Raw genomic sequence first — 15,652 nt, forward strand, 5'->3', positions numbered from 1 at the left:
ACAGTTGGACACTTGATCATGGGTGCTCGATCGAGGGCCTGCGCTCCCCAGGGAGCATCGCCATTGAGGGAAAGACTGCATTCATGAACTTCAGCAAGGTTGCCGCAACCTCCGCACTCGTCATCGCCGCGCTCGGCGTCGCCACCGGCACGTCGCACGCCGCTCCGGCGCCTGCTCCCGTCCCGGCCTTCCTCGACGGCGTGAACCAGGGCGTGAACCAGGTGCTGCCCGGCATCAACTGGAAGACCGGCATCGAGGGCGACGCCGTGGTCGTCGAGACCGACGCGGGCTCGCTCACCACCGCGAACAATCAGTTCCAGGTGCGCGACAACCAGGGCAACATCGTCGCCGCCCTGCCGCTCGCCTACACGATCGACGACCTCGAGTACCCGATCGACGCCGTCGTCGACGGCACCCGCGCCACCCTGACCCCGCGCACCGACGCGGCCTCGGCCCGCCCGTCGACCCTGCTGAAGGACGTCGTTCGTCAGGACGCCTTCGATGACGCCGTCGGCGCCGCTGCCACCCAGTTCGGCATCATCACCGCCATCGGCACCCTCGTCGGCACCCTCACCGGCGGCGTCGCGGGCTGCGCCATCGGCGGCGCGGGCGGCATGCTCCTCGGCATCCCGGTGCTCGCCCTCGGTGGCGCCACCGGCGTCGCGGGCTGCCTCGCCGGTGCCGCCGTCGGCATCCCGCTGGGTGCGGCCGCGGGCCTGGTGCTGACCGGCGTTCCCGCCGCGATCGCCATCGGCATCGGCTTCGCCAACCGGATCAACGCGCCGGAAAACCAGTAGTCCTCGTCGCAGAAGCCCCGTCCACCCGACGGGGCTTCTGTGCTGTTCAGCGCGCGAGGCGGATGCGCAGTTTTTCGTAGGTGGGAATGAAAACCTTTCTGCGATAGCGACGTTCGACGATCTCCCAGGGGCGACCGGCGTCGGTGAGCGCTTCGAGGAGCGCGGTGAGTTCGGAGTGGACGAGTTGGGCGCCCAGGCAGAGGTGGCGGCCGCCGCCGAACCAGAGCTGACGGGTTTCGGGGTTGTAGCCGCGGTCGACGCGGAACTCGCCCGCGGCGTTGTTGATGGTCCAGGTGAGGATTTTGACGTGTTCGCCCGCGCGCAGGTCGCGGTCGGCGATGCGAACGTCCGCCGTCACCGAACGGCCGACGAGATAGGCCGGGCTGGTGACGCGCAAGGTCTCGCGGACCGCGTCGGGGAGCCGGTCGGGTGCGGCGAGCAGGGCGCGATGCTCGCCGGTGTCGTGCATGATCGCGACCATTCTCGTCATGGCGCTGGCGAGGGTGTCGGTGCCGGCCACGGCCATCAGGATCGCCAGGCCGCCCGCGTGCTCCACGTCCAATCCCAGTTCACGGCAGCGGCCGAGGGTGGTGTCGGGGTCGGCGCGGGCGTAGGCATCGGGGACATTCACGGCGAGCTGGGTGGCCAGCTCACGGGCGCGGTCCAGTGCCACGGGATCGAGCGTGGTCGACGCCATGGTGCCGAAACCCAGGTTGACCAGCTCTTCGACGTGATGGAACAGGCGCAGGAACAGGGCATCCTGGTCGTCGGTGTAATCGCCGCCGATGGCCGCGGCGATGTCCTCGGGGCGCATGCCGACCAGGTCGGAGACGCTGCGCCCGACCAGGATCTGCGCCCTGGCGGCGATGTCGACGGTCTCCCCCGCCGCGAGCCGTTCGCGCAGGTCACGCAGGTCGGGGCCGATCACCCGTTCGACCAGGGCGTCGGTATGGGCGAGGGTGAACAGGTCGCGCACCTTGGTCCGCAGGTCGGTGTGCCCCGGCCCTTCGAACAGATCCTCGACCCAGTCGCCGATGACCTGCGCCCACCAGTGCCCGGCCGCACCCTCGGACACGATGCTGAAATGGGTGCTGTCGTTGTAGATCTGGCGGGCTACCAGCGGATCGGCGACGAACCAGCCGAGTTCGGGAACCTTGCGGATCGGCCGCGCGAACCGTCCCAACAGCAATAATCCAGGCAGCCAGGGTTGACCTGCGGCGAGTAGGGTTAGTTCATGGCGTCGGGCGGAACTCCACACCCCGGCAGAATCTAATCGACCCGGTCCGATTAGTGAAGGTCTGTGGCTAGGATCGGCGAGATGCGCTGGTGGTGATCTGTGCATCACGCGATATCTGGAAGTGAACAAGCATGGTGAGATCGACAATCGAAGCCGTCGGCGCGTATCTGCCGACCAGAGAAGTGACCACGGCGGAGTTGCTGGCGCAACTGGTCGTCGACGCGCCGCTGGATCTGGAGAAGGTCAGCGGGGTCAGGGCACGGAGGGTACGCGGCGAATCCGAGGACTCCTTCTCCATCGCCCTCGCCGCCGCCCGCAGCGCACTGGACAATTCCCGCTACGCCGCCGCCGATCTGGACGTGATCATCTCCTGCTCGATCACCCGGACCCGCGGCGAGGACTTCTGCCTCGAGCCGTCGTTCGCGCTGATGCTGCGGACCGCGCTCGGGGCGAACAGGGCGATCCACTTCGACGTGTCCAATGCGTGCGCCGGGATGATGACCGGAGTTCTGTTGCTGGACAGGATGATTCGATCCGGCGCGGTGCGTCGCGGCATGGTGGTCTCGGGGGAATGCATCACGCCGATCTCCGATACCGCGGTGCGTGAGATCTCGCAGAAATACGATCCGCAGTTCGCCTCGCTCACCGTCGGTGACGCCGGAGCGGCCGTGGTGCTCGACGGCACCGAGGGGCCAGGGCTCGACTACGTGGAGCTCAACACCAGCGCCGCGTTCGCGAAGCTGTGCCTGGGGATGCCGAGCGATCAGGGGCCGGGCGTCGCGCTCTACACCGACAATCGCTCGATGCACAACGAGTCCCGGTACCTGCTGTGGACCTCGCGGCAGCTGGAGTTCCTCGCCGCCCGCGGATCCAGCTTCGCCGAGGAGGGTTACGACTACCTGATCCATCACCAATTCAGCGGCCCGGCCGTGGAATTGATCAACAAGATCGCCGAGCGCGAATTCGACGCGGCGATGCCGCCGGGCCTCGCGGTGCTCGACCGGTACGGCAACACCGCGTCGACCTCGCATTTCGTGGTGTTGCACGACGCGCTGCGGCAGGGACTGATCGCGCCGGGATCGAAAGTACTACTGGTACCGGCGGCTTCCGGGGTGGTCGCCGGATTCTTGTCGGTGACAATCGGCGATCTGCGGGTATAGGACAGTATGGGAATCATCATTTCTTCGGCAGTGACGCGCAGTGGCGGCGTCAGCTCGGTGGGTCAGGCGGCCGAGGCCGCGCGCGAGGCGTTGACGGGGGCCGGTTGTCAGCCCGAAGAGGTCGACGCGCTGATCAACGTGGGGGTCTATCGCGATGCGAACCTCGTGGAACCGGCGATCGCGGCGCTGATCCAGCAGGCGGCGGGAATCGGGTTGGACTACCGGCGCGGTGACGTGCCGTGCTTGTCGTTCGACCTGATGAACGGGGCGTGCGGGGTGGTGAACGCGGTCGGGGTGGCCGCTTCGCTGCTGGCCGATCTGCCCGCCGGGCATGTGGTCGTGGTATCCGGGGACGCGCATCCGTCGCAGCGAGCCGACGCCGATTTCGCGTTCGAGCCGGTGGGTGCGGCGTTCGTGCTCGAGAACGATCCCGACGCTGTCGGTTTCGGTGGAGTTCACGTGAGCGCGGGTGAGTCGTTGCCCGACCCGCAGGGATACGTGAAGCTCTCGGCGATGGGGGCCGAGGGGCGGTCCTCGTTGACGGTGGAATTACTTACCGGGACAGCCGAACTCGTCGAACATGCCGCTGTCGCGGCCCGAGAGGCATTGGCGGCCGACGGTATCGACGCGGGACAGGTGGTTCTGCTGTGCGGCAAGCCGACTCCCGACTTCGCCGGGGGACTGGCCGCCGAACTCGGCGTGGCCGCGGTGGTGACCGACGAATTCGGCGGGGACGTCCACACTTCCGCGCTGACCGCCGCGTTCGTGGCGGCCCGTGACGCGGGGTTGGCCGATCGGCCGTTGTTGTTCGTTGCCGCCGATGGCGGACCCACCGCGGCAGCGGTGACCTATCGAGGGGTTGGTGTGCGGTGACGCGGTCGCGTTCGTTGCATGTTGTTCCGGATCCGGTGAGCGAGCCGGGCGGTCGACACCGGGCGGCGACGGTCGCGGCATCGGGACCGAGCCGGGAAGCGGTGCTGGCGCTGCGGTCGATTCCGGTGCTCGGTTGGGCATTTCTGATCGTCGGGCTGGTGCGGCCGTTCCGTAGTCGGCTGTTACGCATCGCCTTCTGGATCGATGTGGTCCTGAGCGTCGGGGTGCACGCCGCGCAGATTCCGGCGGCGCGAAAAGTAGCTGCCGAACGGGGGATCTCGTCCGGCCGGGCCGCGGCGATGACCATGCTGTTCGGGGCTACCTGGTGGAAGACGTTGGGCGAGGGCGAGCGGTGATCGATGCGCCGGGCCCGCATGCGATCGGGCGGCGGCGATACGGCACTGCGGCTCCGGCCCGCTGCGACTCGTGTCGACGGTATAGCGTGGCGCGATGACTGTGCTGGTGACCGGCGCGACAGGGTTCGTCGGTGGGGCGATCGTGCGTGGGTTGGTGGCGCGCGGGGTGCCGGTTCGGGCGATGGTCCGGGATGCGGCGGCGGCGCCGGAGGGTGTCGAGGTAGCGGTTGCCGATCTCGGGGACACCGGCGCGCTGGCGCGTGCGGTGACCGGGGTGCGGGCTGTGGTGCACGCGGCCGCCCTGCTCGGTGAATTCGGTCGACCCGCGGAGTACTTCGCGGTGAATGTGGCGGGAACCGATCGGCTGGTGCAGGAAGCCGCGGCGGCCGGGGTGCGGCGGTTCGTGTTCATCGGGAGTCCGAGTGCGTTGATGGTGCCCGACGGCGGGGATCAGGTGGGAATCGATGAGACGGTGCCCTACCCCGAGCGGTTTCTGAACAGCTATTGCGAAACCAAGGCTGTCGCCGAGCAATTGGTGCTCGCGGCAGACGCGCCGGGGTTCACGACGTGTTCGCTGCGGCCTCGGGCGGTGTGGGGACCCGGGGATCGGCGCGGACCGATCGTGCAGATTCTGGCGAAGTTGCGCGCGGGCCGGTTGCCGGATCTGTCCGGCGGGCGCGATGTTCGGGCCTCGCTGTGCTACATCGACCATCTCGTCGACGCCGTCGGTCTCGCTCTCGAGGCCGAGAATGTCGGCGGGCGAGCGTATTTCGTCGCCGACGCGGAACCGGTGTCGGTGTGGCCGACTTTGGATGCCGTGGCCGAACGGTTCGCTCTGACCGGACCGAGTCGCACGGTGCCCGCACTCGTACTGAGCGGAGCGCTGGCGGCGATCGAAACGCTGTGGCGGATACCGGCGGTCGCGCAGCGGTGGACTCCCCCGCTGTCGCGGTACGCGGTCGCGCTCGTCACCCGTTCGGCGACCTATGACCTCTCGCGAGCCGAGCGTGAACTGGGCTACCGGCCGGACGTACCGTTCGAGACGGGACTGGACAACTTCCACCGCTGGGTCGCCCAGGTCGGCGGGCTCGATCGGCTGTTGGAGGACCTGTGAGTACTGGTGAACCGGGCGCGCTCTGGGTGGTGATCCCCGCCTTCGACGAGGAACGCGGCATCCGCAAGACCCTGGATGCCATTGCCGCGCAACAGGACACGGACTTCACGGTGGTCGTGGTCGACAACAATTCGACCGATGGCACCGTCGAGGTGGTCCGCGCGTTCGCTGCGGCGCATCCGGTACCACGCATCGTGGTGATCCACGAGCAGCAGAAGGGGACCGGGGCTGCCGCCGACACCGGGATGCGCCACGCGATCGCGCACGGCGCGACCTACCTCGCGCGCACCGATGCCGACTGCCTACCCGCACCCGACTGGACAGCGCGGATCAGAGCCGGGTTCGACTCGGGCCTGCGCCTGGTCAGCGGTCAGCTGATTCCGCGCACCGATGAGGGCGTTTCCTGGATCGACCGCACGATCATCCGGGTGGCCCTGGAGGTGGCGTCGACCTTCGGCAAGGTGCGCTCGGGTAACCGGGACCCGAAATATCTCGGACCCTACGTGATGACACCGGGATGCAATATGGCGATAACCGCCGAATTGTATGTTGCCGCAGGAGGGTTCCCGCGGACCGCGATCGAGGACCTGCACGAGGATCGGGCGCTGGTCAATGCGGTGCGCACGATCACCACCGACTACGGGTTGCGTCGGGATGTGCGGGTGTTCGGCTCGAATCGGCGGGTGCGTGCCTGGGGAATCCGCAAGACGCTCGCCTGGTACGCCGACCATCGGTATCGGCCCGACGTGGTCGATATTCGATGAGCGCCGCGCCCGCCATGCCCGCACGCCGCGCACCACTACCGAGGGGGACCACCGATGACCGACTTTCTCGAACGGCTTGCCGCGCAAGCTGAACGGATTCCGGACGCCTCGGCGCTCGGGACGGTCGGCAAGCGTGCGTTCACCTACCGGGAACTGGCGGACACCATCGGACGGGTGTCGAACAATCTCGGCGAGGCGGGGTTCTCGGCCGGTGATCGGATGCTGTTCTCGATCCGGCCGAGTGTGTCGTCGGTGCTGTTGATCTTCGGGGTGATCGCGGCGGGCGGGACGATCGCGTTCGTCGACCCCGGTGTGGGCCCGGAACTGTTCGCCCGACGAGTCGGCATGGTCGAACCCACTTGGGCGGCAACGGAATCGCTGCTGTACGCCGTGAGCGGCCCGCTGGCCGGGTTCGGGCGTAAGAAGGGCTTGGAACTGCCGCGGTTCGGCGCGCTCGATGTTCGACATATCCACAGTGGGGTGTGGGTGCCGGGGACACCGTTCGGGTCGACTCCGTTGCGGCGCTTCACCGGTGACGCGCGCCGGACCACCGTGCCCGCCGCCGATCCCGAGGCGGCGGCGTTGATCGTGTTCACCTCCGGAACCACCGATGACCCCAAAGCCGTGGTGCACACTCGCGCTTCGCTGAGCGCCGGCCTCGCCGCGATGGGCGGCAAGACCAGCCTCGCGCCCGGCGCCTTCCTGCACACCGAGCAGCTCATGATGGGGCTGCCCGCGTTGATGGCAGGGGCACGATGGGCGATGCCGCGGTATGCGCGGTTCGGTACGCACATCGACCCGGTCCGGTTCACCCGGAATCTGCGCAGTGCGACGCACGCGTTCTATACCCCGGCCGACCTCGCTGTCGCTCTCGACGCGATGGAAGCCGGCGACCTCGTGGCGCCGCCACATCTGCGTCAGGTGGCTCTCGGCGGCGCGCCGGTCACCTCCGCGCTTCTTCGCCGGGCACAGAAGTCGTTGCCCGACACCGAGTTTCTCGCGATCTACGGAATGACCGAGATCTTGCCGGTGGCGGTCGCGACCGGAGCCGCCAAGCTCGCACACGACGGAGATCTACTCGGGGCGCCGGTGCGCGGCGTGGAGGCGCGGATCGCCGACGACGGCGAACTGGTGTTGTCCGGGCCGAACCTGTGTCGTGGATATCTGGGCGCCGAGCCCCTCACCGAGATCGCGACCGGCGACCTCGCCCGCTGGGACGACAAGGAACTGGTCCTCACCGGACGCAAGAAGGACATGATGATCCGGGGCAAGACCAACATCTACCCGGGGTTGTACGAGCCGGTGATCACCGCGATCAGCGGTGTGCGGGAAGCGATCATGGTCGGCCTACCGGACGAGATCGGCGACGAGCGCATCGTGCTCGCCGTCGTCCCCGATCCGGAATCCGCGGACATCGCGGCGCTCCTTCGCCAACGACTACCCCAGGTCATCGACACCACAGCCGTCCCCGACGACATCGTGGTGGTGGACAGAATTCCGGTCAGCGGACGGACGAACAAACCGGACCGTGCGGCACTGCGGGAGATGGTGCGCGGACTGCTCAGCGAGTGACCGAGCGGATGGTGCGGTCGGCCATGGCTTCGATGGTGGTGCGCGGAAGCATGGTGTCGACGTAGCAGAAGGTGATCGACATCGTGGGGCCGAGGGTGGCTACCGCGACCGTCAGTGCGCTGGCGCAGGAGTTCGTGCCCGCCACTGTCAGGTCGGTGATGTGCAGCGGCTCAGGGGTTTCGGGGGGATACAGTCTGCCCAGGTTGCTGAGGGTGACGTTCCAGGGGGCTCGGCGGTCGATGAGTTCGATGGTGCGCCTGCCGGATTCGAGCGATCGGGGGCAGCCGTAGCGGATGGCGGCCAGGGCGGTGAGGTCGTTGTTGTTCGCGAGTCGTCGGGTGAGTCGGGATTTCGCCGCGCGGGCGGCTTCCCAGAGTGAGTACGTCGGGCCGTAGGGGACGAAGGTGGGGACTACCGCGGTGAACATGCCCGGCTCGTCGTCGGCCGGGGGTGGGTCGAGGCGGGAACGGACGTCGACCGGGATACCGATGCCGGCGACACCGGACGGTCGGGGCGCCAGTTCGCCGAGCGCGTCGGCCAGGGCAGCGGTCAAGGCGGCATTGACGGTGACGTCGTGCTGGTGGCAGCGGGCGCGAAGGTCGGTGAGGGCTTGCCCCTCGATGGTGCGAATCACGGTGCGGGTGCGGCGAATCGGTAGCGGTGGCGCGATGCCGGGCAGGCTGCTCGGGCGGCGGGCCATAGCGGCGAGTTGGCCGGTGAGGTTGGTGCGCAGGCAGCGCAGGAGGCGGGTGTGCGCGGGTGGGATGAGATCGTCCGGGGCCGGAATCGGCGGGCGCGAGAGGGTGGGGACGGGGGAACCGAAGGCGTAGGCGAGAATTCGCCAGCCCAGTGATGTCATCGAGCGGCCGTCGAGCAGGACATGGGACAGGACGAGAATCAGGTCGTGGTATTCCTCGGAAGTGCCGGGGCGCCAAGCCAGATCGATGAGGCGGCCGGGCGAGGTCGCGAGGTCGATGGGCTCGGCCAGTTGTTCGTCGAAGATCGTGCGCCACTCGTCGGGATCTTCGACCATGCGGTGCAGCACCGGTAGGTGCGGGTCGACGGACGGGGCGAAACAGGGACCGTCGACAACCGTTGTTCGCAGCAAGGGGAATTCCGCGAGCAGTGCGTCGGCGGCTTCTTCGAGGCGGTAGGCGCCGATCGGGCCGCGCACCCGCAAGCGGACGACGCAATTCGCCGGCGACAACTGATCGACGAGCCAGAACCACCGTTCCGAGGCCGACAGCGGGCGAATCACCTCACCGTTGCGCACCCGCGCGGCCTCCTTCATCGACGAACCCGGTCAGCGTGAGCGTAGCGAACCGATGCTCAGCGCTTTCACATGGCGTTACTACATGCGTATTATGGACTTATGGGTTTCGAGTGGCCTGATTGGGCGATCGCTCACCTGATCGGCATCGAACCCAGCGAGGTTCGGCAGGTCCTCGCAGCGTCACGACGGTGGCCACGCCCGGCCTTCGACGGCCAGGTGACCGTGTTGACGGTGTGGGGGCGCACCACAGCCGGCCGCCCGCTGATCGTGGTGATGCGACAGCGGGAGGACTGGACGTGGGTGATCATCGGCGCACGCACGATGCGCGCCGAGGAACTGGCGCAATTCGAGCAGTGGGAAAGTGAGACCCGATCATGAGCGAGCAGGGACTTCCGTCCAGCAAAGAAGAACTCGCCGACTTCATGGATCGGCTGAGTTTCTCCGACGACCCCACCGACGCCCCACCACGTCTTCCCGTCAACGAAGACATCATGGTGACCACGTCGATCCGCCTGCCCCTCGGCCTACACAGCCGCCTGAAATCCCTCGCCGACGAACGCCGCGTAGGCGTGTCGACCCTGCTCCGAGAATGGGCGGAAGCAGCCGTCGCCGACATCGACGACGAAGACCAGATGATCTCCCTCGCCGAAGCCAAACGCGCCCTCTCCCGAGTCCACCCGATCCACCGCGCGAGCTGATCTGCCACCGGAAATCGCTCGGGGATCCGCAACCTTCGAGGCGGCGGCCAGTCGCACGGCGGTAGGCTCGTCGGTGCCGACGAGGACGAGGAGCTAACCGTGACCGCAGCGCACCCAGACGAGGCGCGACGCATCACCGCGGAACAGTTTCTCGATACCGAGCCCGATACGCTCGGCACCACCTTCGGCGATTTCGAGATCGTCGACGGACTCGTGGTTCGGGCGATGGCGCAGAGTGAGGCTCACAGTCGAGTGGTGCGCCGTCTTGCCGCGGCGATCGAGAACGCGCGTGACCCGGCAGGGCCATGTCTGCGGGTGGGCTCCGATGTGGCGGTTCGGTTCGCCGATACCGAGGACGTTCCCGACGACCAGCGACTCAACGTTCGCTACCCGGATATCTTCGTTCGCGATTGCGAGCCCTACGACGTCAACACTGTGCGTGAGCATCTTTCTTTGGTCGCCGAAATCGCCTCTCGCACGACCGTCGATGCCGACACAGGCATCAAACACCAGCTCTATGCGCGTGCAGGGATTCCGGTCTATCTGATTGTTCATTTCGACAAGACCTGGACCCGGATCGACCGCGTCGAAGAGTATCGACTCGACTGGTCAGGAATGCGGTATATGCCGCATCGGGTGCATCGCACCGCGCTCGTCCTCGATACCCCGGTTATTCTGGCGATCACCTTGGACGCACTGGACAGCCCGTAGCAATCGGTGGACGAATGACGAAGGCCCCCAGGGAAACTCGGGGGCCTTCGTCATTCGGCATCGAACTCAGCGGCGGCGCTTGCCCTTGGAATCGGTGCGGGCCGCTACGCGGCGTTCGCGGCGGGTGCCGGACTGCTGCTGGCCGCCGTATTCCTGGGCGTCGGAATGGGATTCGGCGTGGCCGTCTTCGGCGGGGCCCGAGTAGTTCATGGCCCGGGGAGCCTGATCGGTGATTCCCTTGGCACGCAGAGCCGGCGGGGCTTGGGTTTCCGCGGGGGCGTCCTGGGGGCGGGCACCGACCGGGGAGCGCAGGCCCTTGTCGATCGAGACGCCTTCGGGCTGGGGCTGCTGGACCTCGACCTGGAGGTTGAAGAGGAAGCCGACGGACTCCTCCTTCAGGCCTTCCAGCATGGCGGCGAACATGTCGAAGCCCTCACGCTGGTATTCGACCAACGGGTCGCGCTGGGCCATGGCGCGCAGGCCGATGCCCTCCTTGAGGTAGTCCATCTCGTAGAGGTGCTCGCGCCACTTACGGTCGAGCACCGAGAGCAGGACCTGACGTTCCAGGTTGCGCATCGCGCCTTCGCCCGCGAGACCGTCGATCTCCTGCTCGCGCTTCTCGTAGGCGTTATGGGCGTCTTCGAGGAGGACCTCGCGAAGCTCGTCGCGGGTGAGTTCGCCCGCGTCGCCGGTGGCGGTCTCGCCGGTGAGTTCCTTGTGGTCCAGGCTCACCGGGTACAGCGTCTTGAGGGCGGTCCAGAGCTTGTCCAGATCCCAGTCCTCGACATAGCCCTCGGCGGTGGCGCCGTCGACATAGGCGGTGGTCACGTCGGTGATCATGTTCTGAACCTGACCCTCCATGTCCTCGCCACGCAGGATCTGGTTGCGCTCGCCGTAGATCACGGTGCGCTGCTGGTTCATGACCTCGTCGTACTTCAGAACGTTCTTGCGGATCTCGAAGTTCTGCTGCTCGACCTGGGTCTGTGCGCTCTTGATGGCCTTGGAGACCATCTTCGCCTCGATCGGGACATCGTCGGGCAGATTCAGCCGGGTCATGATCGACTCGAGCGCGGCGCCGTTGAAGCGGCGCATCAGCTCGTCGCCCAGCGAGAGGTAGAAGCGCGACTCGCCCGGGTCGCCCTGACGGCCGGAGCGACCACGCAGCTGGTTGTCGATACGACGCGACTCGTGGCGCTCGGTGCCGAGCACGTAGAGACCGCCGGCCTCGCGGACCGTCTCGGCGTCGTCCTCGGTCTGCTTCTTGACCTGCTCGAGCGCGGAGTGCCAGGCGGCCTCGTACTCGTCGGGGGTGTTCACCGGGTCGAGGCCCTGCTTGCGCAGCAGGATGTCGGCGATGATGTCGGCGTTGCCGCCGAGCACGATGTCGGTACCACGACCGGCCATGTTGGTGGCCACGGTGACCGCGCCGGGGCGACCGGCCTCGGCGATGATCTGGGCTTCCTGCTCGTGGAACTTCGCGTTCAGCACCGAGTGCGCCACACCACGCTTGGTGAACTGCTTGGACAGGTACTCCGAGCGCTCCACGCTGGTGGTGCCGATCAGGACCGGCTGGCCCTTCTCGTGCCGCTCGGTCACGTCGTCGACGACGGCGGCGAACTTGGCCTCTTCCGACTTGTAGATCAGGTCGGCCTGGTCCTTGCGGACCATCGGCTTGTTCGTCGGGATCGGGACCACGCCGAGGTTGTAGATCGAGTGCAGCTCGGCGGCCTCGGTCTCGGCGGTACCGGTCATGCCCGACAGCCTGTTGTAGAGGCGGAAGTAGTTCTGCAGGGTGATCGTGGCCAGGGTCTGGTTCTCCGGCTGGATCTCGACCTTCTCCTTGGCCTCGATCGCCTGGTGCATGCCCTCGTTGTAGCGGCGGCCGACCAGGATGCGGCCGGTGAACTCGTCGACGATGATCACTTCGCCGTCGCGGACGATGTAGTCCTTGTCGCGCTGGTAGAGCTCCTTGGCCTTGATGGCGTTGTTCAGGTAGCTCACCAGGGGCGAGTTCGCGGCCTCGTAGAGGTTGTCGATGCCGAGCTGATCCTCGACGAACTCCACGCCCTGCTCGTGCACGCCGATGGTGCGCTTCTTGATGTCGACTTCGTAGTGGACATCTTTCTTCAGCAGCGGCGCGATGCGCGCGAATTCGGCGTACCACTTCGACGACGCGTCGGCCGGGCCCGAGATGATCAGCGGGGTGCGGGCCTCGTCGATGAGGATCGAGTCGACCTCGTCGACCACGGCGAAGTTGTGACCACGCTGGACGAGATCGTCCAGGGAGTGAGTCATGTTGTCGCGCAGGTAATCGAAGCCGAACTCGTTGTTCGTGCCGTAGGTGATGTCGGCGGCGTAGGCCACCCGACGCTCGGCGGGGGTCATCCCGCCCAGGATCACGCCGACCTCGAAGCCGAGGAAACGGTGCACGCGGCCCATCCACTCGGCGTCGCGCTTGGCGAGGTAGTCGTTGACGGTGACCACGTGCACGCCGTCGCCGGAGATCGCGTTGAGGTACGCGGGGAGCACACAGGTCAGGGTCTTGCCCTCACCGGTCTTCATCTCCGAGATATTGCCCAGGTGCAGCGAGGCGCCGCCCATGATCTGCACCTTGTAGTGCTTCTGGTTCAGCACCCGCCACGACGCCTCACGCGCCACGGCGAAAGCCTCGAGCAGCAGGTCGTCGAGGGTTTCCCCGTCGGCGTAGCGCTGGCGGAATTCGGCGGTCTTGGCGCGCAGCTCGTCGTCGGTCAGAGCTTCGATCTCGTCGCCGTACGCGATGACCTCATCGGCGAGGTTCGAGAGCCGCTTGACCATGCGACCTTCACCAATCCGTAGCAACCTCGTCAGTGTCAGCGCAGGCACGGGTCTCGTCAGTCCTCTGGTCGGAGTTGTGTTCAACGGCGATGGTAGTCCGCAGACCACCGTACCCGGCGGCGCGGACCTGTGCCCGATGTACCGGTGCAGTCATTACCCCAGGTCACAACGCCCGGCGAGCCTCGTTGCCCGGCACTGTTATTCACCTGCCGTGACGTAGGATGTACCGCGTGCCCGATCAGCGCCATACGGCACCGGAAGGAGCTTCGGAGCGCGTGATCACGAGATTGACGCCGCAGGACGCGTCGTTCTATCGGCTCGAGTCGAGTAGTAACCCGATCCATATCGGCTCTCTCGCGATCCTGAACAACTCCTACCCGGACACCGAGGGCCAGGTACTCGACTACGAACGCCTCGTCGACCTGGTCGAATCCCGGCTGCCGATGGTGCCGCGCTACCGCCGCAAGGTGCGCGAGATCCCCTTGGCCATGGGCCGGCCGGTCTGGGTCGAGGACAGCCGTTTCGACATCAGCTACCACATCCGCCGCTCCGCGCTGCCCGGCCCGGGGAGCGACTCCCAGCTCTACGATCTCGTCGCCCGGCTCGCCTCGCGTCCGCTGGATCAGGGGCGACCGCTGTGGGAGATGTATCTCATCGAGGGGCTCGCCGACGGGCGCGCCGCGGTGTTCACCAAGTCGCACTCGGCGCTCGTCGACGGTGATACCGCCCTCGAGATCGGTCACGTGATCCTCGACAACTCCCCCCTGCCGCGCGAACTGGCCGACGACGCGTGGCGCGCGCCGCGCGAACCCACCGATGTGGAATTGCTGGCCGGGGCGCTGTCGCAGCTGGCCGCCCAGCCGCGCGAGGCCTACAGCGTGATGCGCGACGCGGGATCGAACGCGTTCGGCGTGGTGCGCGGCACCCGGATGGCGGTGAAGGCCGCGGCCAACGTGGTGCGCGCGGCGACCGCGAGCGCGGCGCCGGACAGCCCGCTCAACGCCCGCACCTCGCGCAGCCGCCGCTTCGATGTGGTGCGCACCGACCTCGACGACTACCGCACCATCCGCAGACATTTCGACTGCTCGATCAACGACGCGGTGCTCGCGGTGGTCACCGGGGCGCTGCGCAACTGGTTGCTCTCGCGCAACGAGGCGCTGATCGAGTCGACCAATCTGCGCGCGGTGGTGCCGATGTCGGTCTACGTCGACGGCGACAATCAGCTGACCCCGGCCAGCGAGGTGTCCTCGTTCCTCATCGATCTGCCCGTGGGCGAACCGAATCCGACGATGCGCCTGTCGCACATCTCCCATGCCACCGAGGCCACGGGCAGGCAACGTCGCGGGGTGCGGGCGCGCACGCTCGTGCACCTGGCCGGGTTCGCGCCCGCGAGCCTGCACGCGATGAGTGTGCGGGCGGCGAGTACCTTCGCCGACAACAGTTTCAATCTGGTGATCACCAACGCGCCGGGACCACAGACCGCGATGTACATCGGCGGGGCACGCATGCTGGAGATGTATCCGGTATCGCCGCTGCTGCGCAATCAGACGTTGAGCTTCGGACTCACCTCGTACGACGGTCAGGTCTTCTACGGACTCAACGCCGACCGCGACGCCATGGCCGACATCGATGTCCTCGCGGCCTCGGTGCACGAATCGATGGAGGAGTTGCTCGGTGCCTGTCTCTGAGAACGACACGATGCGCGTCTACATCCCGGCGACGATTCCGCTCCTGCGCCAACTCGTCGACGAGCAGCAGTTGCTCCCGCTCGGCGCGACCGCGTTCGCCGTGACGCCCGCCCTGCGCGAGGCCTACGCCGCGGGCGACGACGAGGAGCTCGCCGAAGTGGCGATGCAGGAAGCCGCACGGGCCTCCATGCGATTGATCGGCGCCGAGCGCGACGGCCTCGACGATCCGGACGACGACGCGAGCGCCGAATCGACGACGCCCGCCCCGGGTGGCCCGGTGTATCGACGCGCGGTGATCGCGGCGGATGTGCCGGGGGCGAAGCTGCGGCCCGATCTCGACGATGCTGTGGTGAAGCTGTCGGGGCCGATCAGCTTCAAGCAGGTCGCCGCGGTGCATGTCGACCTGGCCGAGGCCGAGCCGCAGGTCGCCAAGGCCGTGGACGTCATCGACGCCGCCGACCTCGGTGATACCGATGCGGAATTCGTGCTCGGCGACGCCGAGGACCATCAGCTTGCCTGGTACGCGCCCCAGGAGCTGCCTTTCCTGCTCGAACTGTTGTAGTTTTCGGCGGTCGGCGGCCCGGTTGCCCAA

General features: G+C 67.2%; 15 protein-coding genes. 12 read left to right on the forward strand and 3 right to left on the reverse strand.

Translation table 11 applies throughout. The features are described from left to right. The first annotated feature begins 83 nt into the window (after positions 1–83). Positions 84–797, forward strand: a complete 714-nt coding sequence (locus QX204_RS25470) for a DUF8020 domain-containing protein (RefSeq protein ID WP_301902899.1) — start codon at positions 84–86, stop codon at positions 795–797. Between the two features lie 46 nt (positions 798–843). Here the strand turns inward: QX204_RS25470 and QX204_RS25475 are convergent, their stop codons facing one another. Then, a complete protein-coding gene (locus QX204_RS25475) occupies positions 844–1,980 on the reverse strand; it encodes a cytochrome P450 (protein WP_301902901.1) in 1,137 nt (378 codons plus the stop codon). Positions 1,981–2,165: 185 nt separating this feature from the next. On the opposite strand from QX204_RS25475, the gene QX204_RS25480 reads away from it, so the two are divergent. From QX204_RS25480 to QX204_RS25505, 6 genes are all read left to right on the forward strand, one after another. Continuing rightward, on the forward strand, positions 2,166–3,194 hold the full coding sequence (locus QX204_RS25480; protein ID WP_301902902.1) for a 3-oxoacyl-ACP synthase III family protein: 1,029 nt from the start codon (positions 2,166–2,168) through the stop codon (positions 3,192–3,194). A 30-nt stretch (positions 3,195–3,224) separates the two neighbouring features. Further along, positions 3,225–4,067, forward strand: coding sequence for a beta-ketoacyl-[acyl-carrier-protein] synthase family protein (locus QX204_RS25485; protein ID WP_301902903.1), 843 nt, complete (start codon positions 3,225–3,227; stop codon positions 4,065–4,067). Between the two features lie 35 nt (positions 4,068–4,102). Next, positions 4,103–4,423, forward strand: coding sequence for a hypothetical protein (locus QX204_RS25490; protein WP_301902905.1), 321 nt, complete (start codon positions 4,103–4,105; stop codon positions 4,421–4,423). 94 nt (positions 4,424–4,517) lie between these two features. Next, a complete protein-coding gene (locus QX204_RS25495) occupies positions 4,518–5,537 on the forward strand; it encodes an NAD-dependent epimerase/dehydratase family protein (protein WP_301902906.1) in 1,020 nt (339 codons plus the stop codon). Then, positions 5,534–6,301 (forward strand): glycosyltransferase family 2 protein, encoded by a 768-nt coding sequence (locus tag QX204_RS25500; protein WP_301902907.1) that lies wholly within the window; start codon positions 5,534–5,536, stop codon positions 6,299–6,301. Before QX204_RS25495 ends, QX204_RS25500 begins: the two co-directional genes overlap by 4 nt. Before the next feature lie 54 nt (positions 6,302–6,355). Continuing rightward, entirely contained in the window at positions 6,356–7,873 is a 1,518-nt protein-coding gene (locus QX204_RS25505) for a class I adenylate-forming enzyme family protein (RefSeq protein WP_301902909.1), read from the forward strand. Here QX204_RS25505 and QX204_RS25510 read toward each other — a convergent pair. Further along, complete coding sequence (locus tag QX204_RS25510; RefSeq protein WP_301902911.1) at positions 7,863–9,164, reverse strand: phthiocerol/phthiodiolone dimycocerosyl transferase family protein; 1,302 nt, start codon at positions 9,162–9,164, stop codon at positions 7,863–7,865. The genes QX204_RS25505 and QX204_RS25510 overlap by 11 nt on opposite strands. 81 nt (positions 9,165–9,245) lie before the next feature. On the opposite strand from QX204_RS25510, the gene QX204_RS25515 reads away from it, so the two are divergent. From QX204_RS25515 to QX204_RS25525, 3 genes are all read left to right on the forward strand, one after another. Then, positions 9,246–9,524: a hypothetical protein gene (locus QX204_RS25515; protein ID WP_056813016.1), complete on the forward strand. Its 279-nt coding sequence runs from the start codon at positions 9,246–9,248 to the stop codon at positions 9,522–9,524. Next, positions 9,521–9,844, forward strand: coding sequence for a hypothetical protein (locus QX204_RS25520; protein ID WP_301902913.1), 324 nt, complete (start codon positions 9,521–9,523; stop codon positions 9,842–9,844). The genes QX204_RS25515 and QX204_RS25520 overlap by 4 nt, the downstream gene beginning before the upstream one ends. A gap of 99 nt (positions 9,845–9,943) precedes the next feature. Beyond that, positions 9,944–10,555 (forward strand): Uma2 family endonuclease, encoded by a 612-nt coding sequence (locus QX204_RS25525; RefSeq protein WP_301902915.1) that lies wholly within the window; start codon positions 9,944–9,946, stop codon positions 10,553–10,555. A gap of 66 nt (positions 10,556–10,621) precedes the next feature. Here QX204_RS25525 and secA read toward each other — a convergent pair whose 3' ends face one another. Further along, complete coding sequence (gene secA / locus QX204_RS25530; RefSeq protein ID WP_301902916.1) at positions 10,622–13,420, reverse strand: preprotein translocase subunit SecA; 2,799 nt, start codon at positions 13,418–13,420, stop codon at positions 10,622–10,624. A 227-nt stretch (positions 13,421–13,647) separates the two neighbouring features. Here secA and QX204_RS25535 point away from each other — a divergent pair, with 227 nt between their 5' ends. After that, positions 13,648–15,060 carry a WS/DGAT/MGAT family O-acyltransferase gene (locus tag QX204_RS25535; RefSeq protein WP_301902917.1) on the forward strand — a complete coding sequence of 471 codons (1,413 nt, stop codon included), beginning with the start codon at positions 13,648–13,650 and terminating at the stop codon, positions 15,058–15,060. 10 nt (positions 15,061–15,070) lie between these two features. Continuing rightward, entirely contained in the window at positions 15,071–15,622 is a 552-nt protein-coding gene (locus QX204_RS25540) for a DUF6912 family protein (RefSeq protein ID WP_301908110.1), read from the forward strand. Positions 15,623–15,652 lie beyond the last annotated feature (30 nt).

It is taken from the genome of Nocardia sp. PE-7 (assembly GCF_030486425.1).
Lineage (GTDB): Bacteria > Actinomycetota > Actinomycetes > Mycobacteriales > Mycobacteriaceae > Nocardia > Nocardia salmonicida_A.